This window comes from Lentilitoribacter sp. EG35, assembly GCF_040784015.1.
Classification (GTDB): domain Bacteria; phylum Pseudomonadota; class Alphaproteobacteria; order Rhizobiales; family Rhizobiaceae; genus Lentilitoribacter.
Map to the genome: position 1 here is coordinate 64,173 of NZ_JBFNGQ010000014.1, position 17,709 is coordinate 81,881.

The 17,709-nt window shown below is 46.1% G+C and carries 16 protein-coding genes; all 16 read left to right on the forward strand.

What is annotated here, in order from left to right; all coding sequences use genetic code 11:
- Positions 1-3 precede the first annotated feature (3 nt).
- The 16 genes from AB2J24_RS18725 (at position 4) to AB2J24_RS18800 (ending at position 17,665) form a co-directional block, all read left to right on the forward strand.
- A complete protein-coding gene (locus AB2J24_RS18725) occupies positions 4-903 on the forward strand; it encodes a carbohydrate ABC transporter permease (RefSeq protein WP_367386619.1) in 900 nt (299 codons plus the stop codon).
- Positions 893-1,732, forward strand: coding sequence for a carbohydrate ABC transporter permease (locus AB2J24_RS18730; RefSeq protein ID WP_162652944.1), 840 nt, complete (start codon positions 893-895; stop codon positions 1,730-1,732). The genes AB2J24_RS18725 and AB2J24_RS18730 overlap by 11 nt, the downstream gene beginning before the upstream one ends.
- A gap of 30 nt (positions 1,733-1,762) precedes the next feature.
- Positions 1,763-2,839, forward strand: coding sequence for an ABC transporter ATP-binding protein (locus AB2J24_RS18735; protein WP_367386620.1), 1,077 nt, complete (start codon positions 1,763-1,765; stop codon positions 2,837-2,839).
- A gap of 325 nt (positions 2,840-3,164) precedes the next feature.
- Positions 3,165-4,196 carry a sugar ABC transporter substrate-binding protein gene (locus tag AB2J24_RS18740; RefSeq protein WP_162652942.1) on the forward strand — a complete coding sequence of 344 codons (1,032 nt, stop codon included), beginning with the start codon at positions 3,165-3,167 and terminating at the stop codon, positions 4,194-4,196.
- A 59-nt stretch (positions 4,197-4,255) separates the two neighbouring features.
- Positions 4,256-5,266, forward strand: coding sequence for an ABC transporter permease (locus AB2J24_RS18745; protein WP_367386621.1), 1,011 nt, complete (start codon positions 4,256-4,258; stop codon positions 5,264-5,266).
- Positions 5,263-6,033 carry an ATP-binding cassette domain-containing protein gene (locus AB2J24_RS18750; RefSeq protein ID WP_367386622.1) on the forward strand — a complete coding sequence of 257 codons (771 nt, stop codon included), beginning with the start codon at positions 5,263-5,265 and terminating at the stop codon, positions 6,031-6,033. Before AB2J24_RS18745 ends, AB2J24_RS18750 begins: the two co-directional genes overlap by 4 nt.
- 53 nt (positions 6,034-6,086) lie before the next feature.
- Positions 6,087-7,121, forward strand: coding sequence for a carbohydrate kinase family protein (locus tag AB2J24_RS18755; RefSeq protein ID WP_367386623.1), 1,035 nt, complete (start codon positions 6,087-6,089; stop codon positions 7,119-7,121).
- Positions 7,122-7,389: 268 nt separating this feature from the next.
- Positions 7,390-8,391, forward strand: coding sequence for a hypothetical protein (locus AB2J24_RS18760; protein ID WP_367386624.1), 1,002 nt, complete (start codon positions 7,390-7,392; stop codon positions 8,389-8,391).
- A gap of 72 nt (positions 8,392-8,463) precedes the next feature.
- Positions 8,464-9,744, forward strand: a complete 1,281-nt coding sequence (locus AB2J24_RS18765; protein WP_367386625.1) for an ABC transporter substrate-binding protein — start codon at positions 8,464-8,466, stop codon at positions 9,742-9,744.
- Positions 9,745-9,889: 145 nt separating this feature from the next.
- Positions 9,890-10,786 (forward strand): carbohydrate ABC transporter permease, encoded by an 897-nt coding sequence (locus AB2J24_RS18770; RefSeq protein ID WP_367386626.1) that lies wholly within the window; start codon positions 9,890-9,892, stop codon positions 10,784-10,786.
- Positions 10,783-11,616: a carbohydrate ABC transporter permease gene (locus AB2J24_RS18775; protein ID WP_162652935.1), complete on the forward strand. Its 834-nt coding sequence runs from the start codon at positions 10,783-10,785 to the stop codon at positions 11,614-11,616. Before AB2J24_RS18770 ends, AB2J24_RS18775 begins: the two co-directional genes overlap by 4 nt.
- A 2-nt stretch (positions 11,617-11,618) precedes the next feature.
- Positions 11,619-12,752, forward strand: coding sequence for an ABC transporter ATP-binding protein (locus tag AB2J24_RS18780; protein ID WP_367386627.1), 1,134 nt, complete (start codon positions 11,619-11,621; stop codon positions 12,750-12,752).
- 1 nt (position 12,753) lies between these two features.
- Positions 12,754-13,692 (forward strand): MurR/RpiR family transcriptional regulator, encoded by a 939-nt coding sequence (locus AB2J24_RS18785; RefSeq protein ID WP_367386628.1) that lies wholly within the window; start codon positions 12,754-12,756, stop codon positions 13,690-13,692.
- A 131-nt stretch (positions 13,693-13,823) separates the two neighbouring features.
- The gene (locus AB2J24_RS18790) at positions 13,824-15,452 is read left to right on the forward strand and encodes an FGGY-family carbohydrate kinase (protein WP_367386629.1); all 1,629 of its coding nucleotides are present in this window, start codon (positions 13,824-13,826) and stop codon (positions 15,450-15,452) included.
- A gap of 1 nt (position 15,453) precedes the next feature.
- Positions 15,454-17,043 (forward strand): L-fucose/L-arabinose isomerase family protein, encoded by a 1,590-nt coding sequence (locus tag AB2J24_RS18795; protein WP_367386630.1) that lies wholly within the window; start codon positions 15,454-15,456, stop codon positions 17,041-17,043.
- 151 nt (positions 17,044-17,194) lie between these two features.
- A complete protein-coding gene (locus tag AB2J24_RS18800) occupies positions 17,195-17,665 on the forward strand; it encodes a MurR/RpiR family transcriptional regulator (protein WP_420883672.1) in 471 nt (156 codons plus the stop codon).
- Positions 17,666-17,709: the final 44 nt, after the last annotated feature.

Sequence of the window (17,709 nt, forward strand, 5' to 3'; positions counted from 1 at the left end):
GGAATGATCGCCGCTCACCAAGGCAAGTGGAATTCTCTCATTGAGAGACTGACGCCCTATATATTGTTGTTTCCCGCTATCGCAGTTGTTGCGGGTGTTCTTGGATATGCCGTGGTGCGCGGTATCTTGATGTCCCTCTTCCAGATTGAGGTTTGGGAAACAGGTCAACCATTTGTTGGGCTCGATAATTATATAGATTTATTTCGCTCAGACGGGTTTAAAAACTCACTAGTGATTTCACTCATTTTTGTGGCTGCGACAATTATCATTGGTATCATGATGTCTCTTATTCATGCGCTTGCGTTGAACCAAATCACTTTTGCTCGTAGTTTCTTTCGCGCAATTGCATTGATCCCTTATTTGGTTTCCGGTGTCGCCACAGCGGTGATGTGGCGGTTTTTATTCACCGGGGACAATGCAATCATGACCCAATTGTCCAGTGCATTGGGTTATTCGGCGGTGTCATGGTTGGCGGATCCGCAAAAGGCGCTCATAGTTATTACGATGGCAAATGTTTGGTTCATCGCTCCATTTGCCACTTTAATTCTACTGGCGGGTCTTCAGACGATCGATCCAGAACTATATGCTGCTGCCGAAATTGACGGTGCGTCCAGTTTTCAGAAATTTGTGCACGTCACCATCCCATCAATTATACCCATGCTGTCACTTGCATTGATGTGGCTTAGTTTTGCCAGCTTCAACATGTTTGACATTATTTTACCGCTTACGGGTGGCGGGCCAGGCAGGTCTACGGAAGTCTTGGCAGTCTATATGTACCAGCTAGCATTTCGTGATCTGAACTATTCCACCGGCGCAGCCGTGATGATCGTAATTCTGATTATCAACATCGCGTTGAGCGCTGTTTTTCTCAAGGTAGCGGGGCGAACTCAAGATGGCAAATGATTCTCGTCCTGCTTCGACCCAAACTCGCATCATCGCATGGTCTATGTTGATAGTGCTTACAATTTGGGCAGTTCTGCCAATCCTCTGGTCGTTTTCTGCATCACTAAAAACTCCTCTCACATTATATTCTGAGGGCTTCATTCCAGAAAATCCCACTTTTAGTAATTATGGCAAAGTCGTCACATCCGATGGTTTTCCTCGATTACTCGCAAATAGTTTTTATCTTGCAATATCCTCTACCGTATTAACATTATTCTTTTCAGTGCTGGCTGCCTACGGGTTTGCAAGATATGCATTTGCATGGCGGCACATCCTGCTACTATTCATTCTCGTGCCACGTATTCTTCCGCGTGCCAGCTTAATAATTCCTTTGTTCGATGTTATTGCAAAATTGGATTTGCTGGACACCTACTCGGTATTACTTGTTACATATACGGCGACCGCAGTGCCGATGGCAACTTGGATATTGATCGGGTTCTTTCAAGCCGTCCCAATGGAATTGGAAGAAGCAGCTGCAATCGACGGGGCCTCTATTTGGCAACGAATTTGGAAGGTTGTTGTTCCGATCTCAATACCAGGCGTAGTTACCGCTGGAATTTTGTCACTACGCGAATCGTGGAATGAGTTTCCGTTTGTTCTTGCCTTCACATCGTCCAGTGATATGCGCACGTTACCGTATCAACTATATGCTATGCGCGACAATATGGGGCTCACCGATTGGCCACTGATCAATGCTTTTACAATCACAACAATTGTCCCCATTTTGCTATTGTACCTGCTTTTTGAACGACAGATTGTGAATGGTCTAACAAGTGGCGCGGTCAAATAAAGTAAAGTAATTTAGGGGAGAGGAATAGCGATGGCATCAGTTACATTGTCTAATCTTAAAAAAAGTTATGCTGCAACCGAGGTCATTCAGAATCTGAACCTTGAAATTTTGGATGGTGAATTTGTGGTTCTCGTCGGCCCCTCAGGTTGCGGGAAATCGACGCTTCTGCGCATGATTGCCGGATTGGAAAACATAACCGCAGGCGATATTCATATTGGCGAAAGGAAGGTGAATAACGTTCCGGCTAAAAACCGCGATATAGCTATGGTTTTCCAGAACTATGCACTCTACCCACATAAAACAGTCCGACAAAATATTGAATTCAGCTTGCGACTTCGAAAAACGCCTAAGGCGGAAATGGACCGCCGGGTCGATGATGCAGCGAAATTATTGGAGCTTACTCCTCTCCTTGACAGAAAGCCTCGTGCCTTATCAGGAGGACAACGACAACGCGTTGCCATGGGACGTGCAATTGTGCGGAACCCGGAGGTGTTTTTATTTGATGAACCGCTCTCCAATCTTGATGCAAAACTACGTGTCGAGATGCGTACAGAAATTAAAGCGCTACACAATAGGCTACGCACGACCTCTATATATGTTACCCACGACCAAATTGAGGCGATGACGATGGGCGACAGAGTTGTAGTCATGCACGATGGAATGATTCAGCAAGTTGGTCACCCCTTAGACGTTTACGATACCCCGCAGAGTATCTTCGTTGCCGGGTTTATTGGGTCTCCTGCCATGAATATATTTCCCGCTGAAACTGACCGCCACGGGATAACTTTTGCTGGGACATTGTTTGCATGGCCGGGAAATGAACATCCTGAAAACCTACCGCATGAAATCGTCTGTGGCCTGCGTCCAGAAAGCTTGGATTTGGTCGAAGAAGGCCAAGGGGCCGCATGTATTATTGAAAGTCTGGAACCCATGGGAAGCGAAACAGTGGTTGTCGTTTCTGCATCGGGATCAAGATTTACGTCCCTAATTCGCGACCGCCGTCCACTGGAAGTGGGAAAAACAATTAATCTTGCACCTCAATTTTCTGGAATGCACCTGTTTGATAAGCAGAGCGGTTTAAGATTGGATTGGCAACCCAATTCATAGTATTAGAATCCATTGGTTTTCCAGAACGTCGCGACAAAACCAATTAGAATACTTAACATTCTGTCAGTGATCGACTTGGCAGAATAGCAGCAATCAGATCGTCAATGCCTGAGGTTAAAATCCAGCTACCTCAATCATCATATCTACGGCAATTACAAGGCGTGCGATCAGTGTAAAATAATGGAACATTATCTACATAGCGTATAAAAAACTATCTTTTTTCTTGACTAACAATGAGAAATATTTTTTTATTAAACGATCAGGAAAACTGATCAGGCATTCCCTGATTTCGTTTCAAACCACAAATAGTATTGGGAGAAAAATTATGAAGAAGTTAATGTTGAGTACAGCAATCGCATTTGCGGCGACATGGGGATTAACTGCGCCTGTAAATGCTGCCGATGATGTTCTAATAGGGTTGATTACGAAAACGAATAACAATCCGTTTTTTGTTAAAATGAGAGAAGGCGCTGAGGCAAAGGCGAAAGAGCTTGGCGTTGAGTTGCAAGCTTATGCAGGTGATTATGACGGAGATAATGAGACGCAGGTATCGGCAGTCGAAAATCTGATTTCATCAGGTGCTAAAGGGATTTTGATCCTTGCAAATGATACCAAGGCGATTGTACCAACTATCAAACGGGCGCGTGACGCAGGTATTCTTGTGATCGCGCTAGATACACCTCTTGAGCCAATCGAAGCCGCTGATTCAACTTTTGCGACAGACAATTTTGAAGCCGGTCGTTTAATAGGTGCGTGGGCCGCTGCGACATTGGGTGATGAAGGGACCAAGAATGCGCGGGTTGCCTTGCTTGATGCACATGAAAGTCAGCCGACAGTAGATGTTTTGCGAGATCAGGGGTTCATGGCAGGCTTCGGATTTGATATTAAAAACCCGGATCGTCGAGGCGATGAGGAAGATGATCGTATAGTTGGTCATCAGGTTACCGGTGGCAGTGAAGAGGGCGGCCTCACAGCCATGGAAACGTTGCTCCAACGTGATTACAATGTCAACGTTGTGTATACGATCAATGAACCAGCTGCCGCAGGCGCTTGGCAGGCACTTAAGTCTGCTGGAAAATCTGCTGACGACATTCTGCTGACATCGGTAGATGGTGGTTGTCCAGGTGTTGAAAATGTTCGGGATGGCGTGATCGATGCAACATCGATGCAATTTCCGCTTCTAATGGCTTCCTTAGGTGTTGAGGCTGTTGTGGAATATGCCAAAACAGGCAAGCTTCCTGAAAACAGCGACGGGCTCGATTTTTACAACACTGGTGTGCAGCTTGTTACGGATGCGCCTGTGAAGGGGATAGCTTCTATTTCCTCCGAGGAAGCGCTAAAGCTTTGCTGGGGCTAATTACTAGGGGCGCTATAGAGCGCCCCTTCTATTTGTTTTCATCTTCATAAGAGGTATGCATGAAAGAACCTGCTGTCAGCCGCACAGGGTTGGTCCGCGTGACTAACTTTTTAATGGCCAATCCTACGATGATCCCGCTTGGCATTTTAGGGTTGGCCGTCTTGATTTTTGCGTTCATGGTGGGGGATCGGTTTTTTCACCCGTTCAATCTTTCACTTGTTTTAAAACAGGTCACGATTATTGCAATGGTTGGTCTGGCTCAAACACTAATCATTCTTACCGCAGGGATTGATCTTTCTGTGGGAGCAATCATGGTCCTTAGCTCGATTGCCATAGGGCGACTGGCGTTGGTAAATGGCTTGCCTCCCGAGTTAGCACTTCTGACAGGAGTTGCTGTAGGCGGCGGGTGTGGGCTGTTCAATGGGTCACTTGTGACACTCTTACGGTTACCACCCTTCATCGTCACGCTTGGAACCTGGAGCATTTTTAGCGCGATCATACAGTTTTGGTCTAAGGGTGAGACACTCCGCAGCCAAGATGTAGAGGCGCAGGCCTCTCTTCTTCAATGGGCTGGACAAACGTTCAGTTTTGGTTCGGGTTCGCAGATAATGTATGGCTCTGCCATTATGGTTTTGACCGCTCTGCTTCTTCTGTACATGTTGCGTTCAACGCCAATGGGGCGGCATATTTATGCCGTCGGCGACGATATTGAAGCGTCGCGATTATCCGGCATCAATTCTACTAAGGTGATTTTGTTCACCTATACCTTAGCAGGTGTAATTTGTGGTGTTGCTGGTTGGTTGTTGATTGGCCGGATCGGTGCCGTTAGCCCCCTGAGTGGTGGTATGACCAATCTGGACTCCATCACTGCTGTTGTGATCGGAGGAACCAGCCTGTTTGGTGGGCGAGGTGCAATTTTGGGTACCATGATAGGCGCTCTGATTGTTGGCGTGTTTCAAAATGGTTTGGCTCTGGCGGGCTTAGATGTTCTTTGGCAGGAATTTACCATTGGCTTCCTCATCATCATTGCCGTTGCTCTTGACCAACGTATTCGGGGGACGACGACGTGACGGAGACAATTTTACGCGCGACAAATATCAGAAAATCTTACGGTCATGTTGTTGCAATTGATGGAGCAGACTTTGAGCTTCGAAAAGGAGAGATCCTTGGTATTATTGGGGATAATGGAGCGGGAAAATCTACCCTGATTAAAACACTTTCCGGCGCAGTTATTCCTGATGATGGGCAAATTTATATGGAGGAAGAGCTTGTCAGTTTCAAAAGCCCATTAGATGCACGGCGTGCTGGCATTGAAACGGTTTACCAGAATCTAGCATTGGCGCCAGCTTTGTCGATTATTGACAATATGTATTTGGGACGTGAGTTACTTGTTTCGGGTTGGCGAGGTAAGTTTGGTCAGCAGCTTGACAAGAAACGAATGCGGAGCGCTGCAAAAAAACACTTGTCGGATTTAGGGATTTTAACGGTTCAGAATATTGGCCAGTCGGTGGAAACTTTATCTGGCGGGCAGCGTCAGGGGGTAGCCATTGCGCGCTCCACAGCGTTTGGTGGCAAAGTTGTTATTATGGATGAGCCCACTGCTGCACTTGGCGTGAAGGAGAGCGGCAGAGTACTCGATTTGATCGCCAATATTCGAGACAAAGGTGTTTCCGTGGTTCTAATTAGCCATAATATGCCACATCTTTTCGAAGTGTCCGATCGTGTTCACATCCACCGTCTCGGCAAACGTGTGGCGTTGGAAAATTCAAGTGACATCTCGATGAATGACGCCGTGGCAATTATGACAGGCGCTATGCAGATCCCACAAAGTTTATGAGGGCACTCTTAGTGGATGGTCTGTACTACATTTAAGTAAAGGGAAATTTGACAATGACAGCAGTAAGACGTGGTTTCTTGACAGGTGGAACGTGGTGCGTTGACCGAAATATGTCGATGGAACGTTGGCCGGATGAAGAGTCATCTACAGCCGTTACGGAGTTAAGTATTCATGGAGGTGGTTCTGGCTTTAATTTTGCTGCTGATATAAAGCGACTTAATCCAGATACTCATGTGGAAACGATTGGCGTGGTCGGAAATGATGACCATGGTGACTTGTTGCTTCAACTGGCAAATGATTTGTCAATCGATACGCGACAACTGCGTCAGGTCGCCGGGCATCCAACTCACTGGGCGATTGCGTTTCTCGCAGAAAAAACGCAAAGACGAACTCACGTATATGATGCAGGTGTCTCAAGCACACTTGATGTCAAACACTTTGATTTCACCAAGACAAGCGCGCGCATGCTGCATCTTGGTTTGCCTGGTGCGCATGCACTCCTCGATAAAATTGATGAAGATGGTCAAAACGGATGGTCCACATTATTGCGGTTGGCAAAGGAGCATGGTCTGGAAACCAATCTAGAATTGATGAGTATCGCCCCTGACCGATTGCGTAAACTGGCAGGACCTTGTTTGGATTATCTGGATTATCTCGTCGTGAACGATTTTGAATTAGGTGCACTTGCTGGGATTGAGTTGCCGAAAGAAGGGTCTGCTCGTCGCGATGCTTTGGTGCAAGCTATCACGGTATTACTTGATCGTACCAATATTAAAATCATTGTAGCACATTACCCGGAAGGTGCGGTTGCCGGAACCCGATCGGGGCAGATATTTTATCAGCCTTCGGTCCGTGTTCCGGCAGAAAATATAGTCAGCTCGAATGGAGCAGGTGATGCATTTGCTGCTGGGTTTTTCTATGCGTTGCATGAAAATTGGGACATTGAATCCGCTTTGCGGCTTGGACACGCTGTTTCTGCACGGTCATTACTAAGCTCATCAGCTACTGAAGCTATTTCACTGTGGTCTGATTGCCTTAAACATGCTGAACGATTGGGTTGGAGGGGCGATGCTGCGGACGAAAAATGAGATGATACTTTGCCTCCACAAGCGAGTTTTTATCCTTTTTAATTTAAAAATAATTTTCATCTTGACTAATTAAGAAGTTTGTTTTTTTATATAAAAATAAAAAAATATTTTTTTATTGGCGAAACCGCAACCCAATACATCTCTTCGAGAGAAATGTTGCAGAAGAGGAAACTGTAAAATATCTCGGTCCACTTTTTGAAAAACTGAACAATCGTTGCGAGCAGGCAGCAGCGAACTTGTACCATTAAAACTGATAGAAAGTAGTGAAATGCTGAAAGAAAAGCGATTAGAACGCAAACTAGGGAAAATTCAGAGTGGCGATTATCGTCCGGCAGACTTTATCATTGCGGATGCAAAAGACGGGGATATGGCGCTGGGTTGTGGTGTGGCAGGGCCTGAGCTTGATAAAAATGGAGCACCCACCGGACGTATGAGACCTTTGCAGGTTTACCGTGATGCCATGAAAAATATGGTTCGTGACGACCAAGTTGATATTATGCTTACGTCGTTATCATCTGGTGAAGCACTAGCATCTCAAGGTGTATTTCACAATTCGGCGGTGACGCCGGCGATCAGATTGAACGACGGAAGTGACATTTGGCATTGGAGGGGTGCAAGTTACATTGCCCATCCAACTGTTCCGTTCCGCTCCGCCCGATTGGATCGGGTTAAGCCTCTTGCAGATCTTGGGCTATATGCGTTGACTTTTTTCAACGATTTGGATCAGGATCGTCGTTCTCTAGACGCTTACTCTCAATTCAGGGATGAAGCATCTGCTGCCGGTATTCGTCACTTTCTGGAGGTGTTTAATCCCCAGTTTAAAGTCGCCACTGGTGATCAAGATTTTGCCACATATAATAATGACGCGATTGCAAGATGCCTTGCGGGTGTCTCATCTCACGATCGACCGGTTTTTCTCAAAGTCGTTTATAACGGTCCAAAGGCGACAGAGGAGCTGGCATCATTTGACCCAGGAAATCTGATTGTCGGGATACTGGGTGGGGCATCGTCAACAACGCGAGACACATTGGAGATGGTCCAACAGGCCGAGCGATATGGTGCTCGCGTAGCTCTGTTCGGGCGCAAAATTTTCTTTGCTGAAAGCGCGCCAGACATCGTGCGTACGATGCGTCTTGTCGTTGAAGAGGAAATTTCGTCGGAGGATGCGACTAAATTCTACCATGACGAGCTAAAGAAGAAGAGAATCAAGTCTAAAAAGACTTTGGAGGAAGATCTGGAAATCACTGATCCAACGCTAAAAATGGCTTAATTGCCAAATGGGTGTCACCATCGCTTTAACAGCGATGGAACAAGGGAGAGACCATCAACAAGGAGGAAGACAATGTTTAAGAAGAAATATTTAGCCGCTGCATTAGCGACGCTACTAGCGTCAACGGCGGTTCACGCCGAGCCAACTGAGGTGACTGTCTGGTCGTGGTTTGTTCAGAGTACAATGGAAAAATCAATAGCCGCATTTGAGGAAAAATATCCAGACATTGATGTCAAATATACCTATTATAACTATTCACCCGAGTATATCACAGCGTTGAGAGCTGCTGCTGCTTCTGACAGTCTACCAGACGTCATAGGGCTTCAGCCGGGTGCGCTTACTCAGCAATATCGCAAACATTTGACTGCGATAAATGATAAAGCTGTGGCAGAGTGGGGCGAAAATTGGAGTGAAAAAATCTTCCCTATCAATCGTCGGCAGGTGCTGATGGGTAATCCTGAGGGCGATGAAGGATATTATATCGTTCCACAAGAATCTCAGGTCTTGGCTATCTGGTACAACAGACGTGTTTTTGAAGAATTGGGACTGTCTGTTCCTGATACCTATGAAGAGCTGAAAAACGTTGCGGCGACACTGAGTGACAAGGGGATGATCCCCATGTTCCAAGGAGCTGCAGATGGATGGCAAAATGTAAATGTCTTCTTGATGTTGGCTAACCAGTTTTCGCCAGGCATAGTTGAAAAAGCGCAATCTGGCGATATGCCATGGACATCTCCAGAACTTGTGTCTGCGATGAATGCCTGGAAGGGGCTGTTTGACGACGGTATCTTCCAGCAAGGAGCGCTAGGTGCTCATGCTTATCCAACTGGTGCTCAACTTCTCGCTCAAGGTAAAGTCGGGATGATGGCACTGGGTTCTTGGTGGATGCAGGAAAGTAAATTTCCACCGCCACTTTCTCAGGACGTGGAAAACATGGAAGGCTTTGATTATTTCTTTCTTCCTGCTGTTCCAGGGTCAACCCGCTCGAGTCCACCAGTAGGCGGTATTGATATCGGATATGGATTGACAAATAATGGAGCTAGCAATGATGCCGCTTGGACGTTTTTGGCGGAGCTTACCAACGGTGTTGGTCTACAACAAGCGCTCAACGATCTAAATGATTTGCCGGCTTTTGTGGGTCATGAACCCAAAGGCGAAGTAAGTGACCACGTCAAGAAAATGTATGATCGTTTCATGGCTGAGTTGCCAAATGCGGAAAACCAGCGTTTGGCTTCACCAGTAGTATCTGAAGCGCTAGAAAATGCGTTAGCAGGTGTCGCGTCCGGTGATCAAAGTGCAGAAGATGCTTTGAAGGCCGTACAGGTTGCGAACGATGCGGCGATGGAAAAATAAACCCTCCCGAGTGTCGCTCAAGTTGAGAGATTAGCTTGGGCGACATATCTTGATATAGAGTTGAGTTTCGTTAGCCTTATTCGCAATGAGTATCATGTGCGATGAAAGGAACGGTGTGTCTAAATTTTTAGGAGGTCACATATAGATGAGTCAGCTGAGAAGTTTTGCGTTTGTTATACCTGCTGTATTGCTTTTTGTGATTTTCGTTGCATATCCAATCCTATGGGTTTTACAAAACAGCTTTTATACAGAGACGCGTGATGGATCAGTCGTCTTGGCCGGAATGGCAAACTATACGGAAATCCTGAAAAATCCCACATTTTGGATTGTTGTGCGTAATATGGCCCTTTGGGGTTTGATTACCATTCCGGTTCAGATGATTATTGGTGGAATGCTCGCCTATTTTATTGAACGCCATACGGACAGGTTTAAAAGTTTTTTCCGAACCGCATTCTTCTTACCTGTTGTGACATCGGTTTCTGTAGTGAGTATCGTTTGGGTACAGTTATATGCTCCCTATTACGGTATTGCGCAGGAATATCTAAAGCTTGTTGGTATTTCCCTGTCATACTCACCAATTGGAGATTCCAAGTCGGTTATTTACGCCCTGATCATTGTAAATATTTGGCAGTGGACCGGATTTTCAATGTTGATGTATATTGCCGGGTTGGCAAATATGCCCTCTGAAGTATTTGATGCAGCACGTGTTGATGGAGCCAAAGGTTGGCGGTTGGCATATGATGTGATCGTTCCCATGGTTTCACCATCTACAAAATCACTTTTGATGTTAGGCATTATCGGTACGCTTCAAACCTTCCCGATTGTGCATCTCATGACCAGCGGTGGCCCAAATCGCGCCAGTGAAGTTTTTGGAACCTTTATTTTTAAACAGAGTTTCATTCTGGGAGATACCGGAAGCGGTGCGGCGCTCTCGGTGATTGTATTGATCATTGCGCTCGCATTGACGTTGCTCCAGATTATCTATCTTGGAAAAGAGAATATCAATAAAGCTGGTGTTAAGCCGAAGGAAAAGCAGGCATGAACGCTAGAACACGCACACAACTTCGCTCCATTGTAATACATACTTTGCTCTTTCTTGTGCTTGCAATTTGGATGATACCTCTTGTTTATATGGTTTCTGTGGGATTGCGGACACCAGCCCAAGCATTTGACCCCCAGCTTATTGCATGGCCGATAACGTTTGATAATTTTGTAATTGTGATCCGAGATAATCCCCTTTTTGGCATCTTTCTCAATAGTTTGATTATATCAGTTGCTACTGTGGTGATTGTGGTTTCAGTGGCGGCACTCTTTGCTTTTGCCTGTTCAATTTTGCGGTTGCGCGGATCTATCGTCCTTTATTCAACCTTGCTTACGACCTTGATGGTACCGATGGCATCCCTGGTATTACCGTTGGCAATATTGCTGAAAAATTTTGGGTGGGTGAATACATATTGGGGACTGATTTTTCCTTATTCAGCGCTGGGCGTGCCCTTTGCTATTGTCATCTTAAAAGCATTCATGGATGATTCACCAAAAGAACTTTTTGAGGCGGCAAAAGTGGATGGGTGCTCATCATGGCAAACATTCCGCCATGTTGCGCTTCCTCTCATTCGACCCGCGATATTCTTTGTTGCTATTTGGCAATTTATAGTCACATGGAACGAGTTTTTTCTGGCCTTGATTGTTCTGACCGAGGCCGAAATGAAGACACTTACAATTGTTCCGATGCAATATTCCGGCCTTTATATGGCTAATCCAGGCGCTTTGTTCGCCATTCTCACACTAATCGCGCTTCCGCTAATTGTTCTTTATATTTTTGTGCAACGTGCCTTTGTCGGCGGTTTGCTGGCCGGAGCGGTGAAAGGGTAATCATGGCAACACTGAAAATTCAAAATGTAGTAAAAAAATTTGGTGCACTTACGGTCATACCGGAGCTTTCCCTCACAATCCAAGATCAGGAGTTTTGTGTTCTTGTTGGTCCTTCCGGATGCGGAAAATCAACGCTTTTGCGCATCATCTCTGGTCTGGTGAAAATCGATTCTGGTGAAATTTTAATTGATGGCGAAGATGTCAGCGATCAGGAACCTGTTGAACGGGGTATCGCGATGGTTTTCCAGTCCTATGCACTTTACCCTCATATGAATGTAGATCGAAATATGGGGTTCGGGCTGGAAATAGCGCGAACTGTGCGCGATGAAATTGTTCGGCGTGTTGGCGAGGCAGCGAAGAAACTGCATCTGGATCAATATCTACACCGCAAGCCCCGCGAACTATCAGGCGGTCAAAGACAGCGCGTTGCAATTGGTCGGGCAATCACGCGTAAACCTTCATTGTTTCTTCTGGATGAACCGCTTTCTAACCTTGATGCTGCGTTGCGGGTTGATATGCGTGTTGAAATTGCGCGTTTAAAAGCGGAACTAAATTCGACAATGATTTACGTGACCCACGATCAGGTCGAGGCAATGACCTTAGCTGATCGGATTGTCGTTATGAACGAAGGCAGGATCGAACAGGTTGGCACACCAATGGAGTTGTATCATCAACCTGCCAATCGGTTTGTCGCAGGATTTTTAGGATCCCCAGCCATGAATTTTTTAAAGGGCAAGGTAATTGCTTCGACAAGCGAGGTCGTGAGCATACAGCTTGATCTTGGGCCAACCATCGAGATTTCAGTAATAAAGCCTCTCGATTTGGGTAGCGATGTGGAGCTTGGAGTTCGTCCGGAGCATATTATATTTGAAGAAGGTAATGGGTTTAAAGTTAGTGGTCATCTTGGTTTCGTCGAGATGCTTGGGAGTGATACGATTGTCCATATTACAATTGGTTCTGAGACTATCGTCGCGCGTGATAGTAAAGCTCGCTATTTTAGCACTGGTGAAACACTTGCCATACAAATTGATTCCAAGACATGTTATCTGTTTGATCAAAAGGGGGCTCGTGTTTCTATAACACCTCAATTTCTGGATGCGCTGTGCCCTCCAAACCTTCAGAAGGACATGACGTAAAATGAAAAATGAACACATTCAGCCACATGCAGATGAAGCAATAGACTCTATCGGAGGGCGAGGCATTGCTATCTTTCAGAAACTGGTTTCAGTCTCGCGTTCCGCAGATAAGACCATGGCGGGATTGTCACAATGGGTGTTGGACAATCAGATGGAAGTTGGCGGATTGACGATTCATAACCTAGCGAAACGAACTGGCGTGAGTGAAACCACGGTATTTCGTTTTTGTAAAATGCTGGGCCTGAGTGGATATAAGGAGTTGCGTCTTGCGCTTGCGGAGGGACGAGGCTTGGCGCTGGGAGCCCAGCTTGCCGGAACCGGCACACCAACAGACCAATCATCAAACCATGAAATGGCATCAACTGTGCGACGGGTGATTGATGTTAACTCTGAACAGTTGTTTAAAACCAGTTCGTTGATATCTTATGATGCATTGCAGCAGGCGGCTGACCTGCTTGTCGGGTCAAACCATGTCCACCTGGCAGGTTTTGGTAGTTCTGCGCCTGTAGCTTTTGATGCCTACCAACGATTTCTCGCGCTTGGATTGACGGCAAGCGCCCATTCTGATCCTCATATTCTTGCGGCGGTTACAGCCACAGTTAGACCTGGTGCGGTATTTTTGGGGATCTCGTGTTCGGGCAGAACACGAGATATTACCGATGCGTTTGAAACCGCAGGGCGGCGTGGGTTTAAGCGCATAGCAATTACAAGTGACCCTAAGTCGCCGATTGCACAAATATCTGACGTCGTCTTGGTTTCGGCAGTGCGCCGCTCACCTATTTCCATGGATGTGATCAGCACACGTATTTCACAATTGGCAATCATTGAAATGATTTCCGTTGCTCTAGCGGAGAATTACGAAGATGCGTCCATCATGCACGATACTAAGATGCTTGATCGAGAAATTGCCAAAAAACAAGTTTCTCCAGAAGATAAGTAACTGAAAGGAAACATATATGCCGGATCAAGACACAATTGAAAATACTTTCAACTATTATGGTCACTTACAAGTAAAAAAAGACGGTCGGAGGTCTGCCGTTTTTTCATTCGGTTAATGGCGGTGTAAATCTTATGGCATATTTTCTCGGGATTGATGTTGGAACCGGGTCGGCGCGAGCGGGATTGTTTGATGAAGCTGGTCGACTGTTGGCGGCCGCATCAAGAGACACAAAGACGTTCAACCCCAAACCAGATTATATGCAGCAGTCATCGGCCGATATATGGCAGGCAATTTGTGCATCGGTAAGGGAGGTCATTTCTGACGCAAATGTGACAGGAGCAGATGTCGTAGGTATCGGATTCGATGCTACGTGTTCATTAGTTGTTTGTACTCCTGACGGTGGTCCTGTTAGCGTTGCGCCCGGAGGCGAACCTGAACAGGACGTGATATTATGGATGGACCATCGGGCAATCAAAGATGCCGAGATGATCAATGATACGGGCGCTGAAGTTCTTAAATATGCGGGTGACGTCATTTCACCTGAAATGGAAATCCCAAAACTCCGCTGGCTTAAAAATAATCTGCCTCAGACTTGGGATCTGGCAGGGCATTTTTTTGATCTACCGGATTGGCTTGTGTGGCGTGCCACGGGCACTAAAACTCGCTCATTGTGTTCGAGTGTATGTAAGTGGACCTACATGGGACATAAAGGCCTAAACGGAGAGGGGTGGGATAGCCAGTTTTTGAGTTCAGTCGGGCTTGAAGATTTAACTCATGAAACATATGCCAAAATTGGAAATAGATTTGCATCCCCCGGGGATAATGTAGGTCAACTTTCGCAGGAGGCAGCTGATGAATTAGGTCTTTCAGCTGGTATGCCTGTTGCTGCGAGTTTGATAGATGCTTATTCCGGTGCTCTGGGAACCTTGGGAGCTATGCCGGACTTGGCACCTCTGACACAACGAATGGCAATTATTGCCGGTACCTCGGCTTGTCATATCGCGTTATCTCAGGAACCGGTTTTTGTGCAAGGTGTATGGGGGCCTTATTACTCGGTTCTTTTACCAAATGTCTGGGCGCTGGAGGGCGGACAATCGGCTGCGGGTGCGCTAATCGACACTATTATTGAGCAGCATTCCGCTGGTTCTGAAATGCGAGAACAGGCACGTTCAGAAAGCATCTCGATTTACGAAAAGCTGTCTCAAACGCTTGACGCAATGGGATCTGAAACGGCCTTCTTGACGCGGGATCGTCATGTTCAACCGGATTTTCATGGGAACCGTTCGCCATTGGCAGATCCAAACAGACTTGGGGCGATATCTGGATTGTCGCTTGCCCATGGTGGTGGGGATTTGGCGCTGAATTATCTCGCCACGTTACAGGCGTTAGCCTACGGGTCGCGGCATATATTAGAAGAAATGGTATCGCGCGGTGTACCCGTAACCGCCTTGGTTTTAAGTGGTGGGTTGGCCCACAACACTCTGTTTTTACGAGAGCTGGCAGATGCCTGCCAAATACCAGTTATTGTTCCTGAACAGTCTGAACCAGTTCTACTTGGGTCGGCAATGTTGGGCGCGGTTGCCGCAGGGGCTATGCCTGATTTGGCGACAGCGATGGAAAAAATGAGTGGACCCGGGAGAAGCATATCGCCTCGAACGGGACAGGTTTCTCAATATCACGACCGAAAATATCAGGTGTTTCGACGTATGCAGGACGATTTTGCTGCCTATACGACAATAATGCATGAAGAGGAAGAATAGGATGTCAAAGATTTGGATTATCGCGAGTGGAGATTTGCGCGAGAGCGCTAACGTTATGTGTTGGCCCGCACAAAAAGCTATGGAAGATAAATTGAGCGCTGTTTTGGGTGGTATGGGATATAGTACGCAACGCGCACATCCAGTTAAATCAGAGGGGCATGGATTTATTTCATCTCAACGCGAAGGTATGGATGTTTTCGCTGAAATCGATGCTGAGGCACCTATTATTGTGGCCGAAGCTGTATGGCAGTATTCACATCATGTTCTGGCCGGCCTTGTATCCCATAGGGGGCCAATTTTGACCTTAGCTAATTGGTCTGGGCAATGGCCTGGACTAGTCGGTATGCTTAATCTGAATGGTTCTTTGGTTAAGGCGGGAGTTAAATTTTCAACTCTCTGGAGTGAGAATTTTGATGATGCGTTTTTTCTTAATGCACTGCAAGAATGGCTGAAAACTGAAACAATCAGCCATGATCTCAGCCATGTTCGCTCCGCGGAATTGAACGCGCTATCTGATAAGGATCGGAAGTTGGCCAAAGATATTGCGGATGATATCCGGCAGAACAAAGTGATCCTTGGTGTTTTCGATGAGGGGTGCATGGGTATGTATAATGCGATTATTCCTGATGAACTGCTCATGCCCATGGGGATATATAAGGAGCGATTGTCTCAATCAGCGCTATATTATGAAACTAACCAAGTATCTGAATCAGAGGCCATAAGGGTCTTTGAATGGTTAAAGGCGCGTGGTTTAAAATTTCATTTTGGGACAAATCATGCCACCGAGCTTACAGAGGCGCAGGTCTTGGATCAATGCAGAATGTATATAGCTGCTGTGCACATAGCGGAAGAGTTCGGATGCGAAGCTATAGGTATTCAATATCAACAGGGTTTGAAAGATCTGTTACCTGCCTCTGATTTGGTTGAGGGTATGTTGAATAATACCGATCGGCCCGATGTCACTGGGGGCGATGGCACTCCAATCCGCCCTGATAAACCTATTGTGCACTTCAATGAAGTGGATGAATGTGCAGGCCTTGACGCTGTACTGATAAATCGGGTTCATCATGCTCTTGGTCAACCGCTGGAAACAACCTTGCATGATTTGCGTTGGGGAGATGTCGATCAATCTGGAAGTTGCACGGATTTCGTTTGGGTGTTTGAAATTTCTGGTGCGGTTCCACCTGCACATAATAAGGGAGGTTGGGCAGGTTCGGAAAGTTACCGTCAACCAGCAATGTTCTTTCCAAATGGTGGAGGAACTCTCAAGGGAATTGCCAAATCAGGTGAAATTATCTGGTCCAGAATTTTCGTCGAAAACAATGCACTCCATATGGATATTGGTCGAGGCCAAGCAGTAGATTTGCCAGAGGAAGAAACGGAGCGGCGCAGCAAAGGAACAACATCTGAATGGCCTATAATGCACGGCGTTTTGACCGGTGTGACACGCGATCAAATGATGGCGCGCCACCGAGCTAACCATATTCAGGTTGTTTACGCTCATTCAGCTGAAGAAGCTGATCATGCATTATCTGTTCGTGCTGCCCTTGCAAAAGAGCTCGGAATATCTGTTCATTATTGTGGTATTTAACGGAGCTGTACCGATATAAAACACGCTTTCTGTTAAGTACCTTCAACCGCAAAAATAAAAGTTACTTTTTTTCTTGATAAAATATGGAAATTAATACCATTGTATATTAGCGGATAAAAGGACGATGTCAGTGGACTACACATTTGATCTTATGAAAAGGCTGGCAACACTGTCGTTAACGGGGCGCGGTGCCCTTTGCATTTTAGCAGAGTTTTGTATCAATAATCGAGATGTCGCTGCTGATATGCCGCTAAAGGAGATTGCGACAGCTACAGGCGAGAGTGAGACTTCGGTTTTTCGTTTTGCTCAGCAATTAGGATTTACAGGATATCGGGATTTGCGGCTAGCACTAGCCGAATTGCGCGGGCTTTCAGTTAGCCAAAGTGATGCATTTGGAGATAAACAAGCCAAGCATTCTGAACCTTATTCTCTACTAGTGCAAAATACTGTCCACGTTCATTCCAGTATACTGAAGTCAACAGCTGAACTTTTAGATTCTATTTCATTGCGTAAAACTATTGCCGCAATTCAAGACCGCTTGTCCAGCCCCTATATTATGTGCCATTATTTAGAAGAGTTTCTGGGACGGGTGGCCTCATGTTTAGTGCCTGATGCGGTCTGATTGTGTTGTATTGTTTCACCCATTTATTGATAACAATTTTAGCC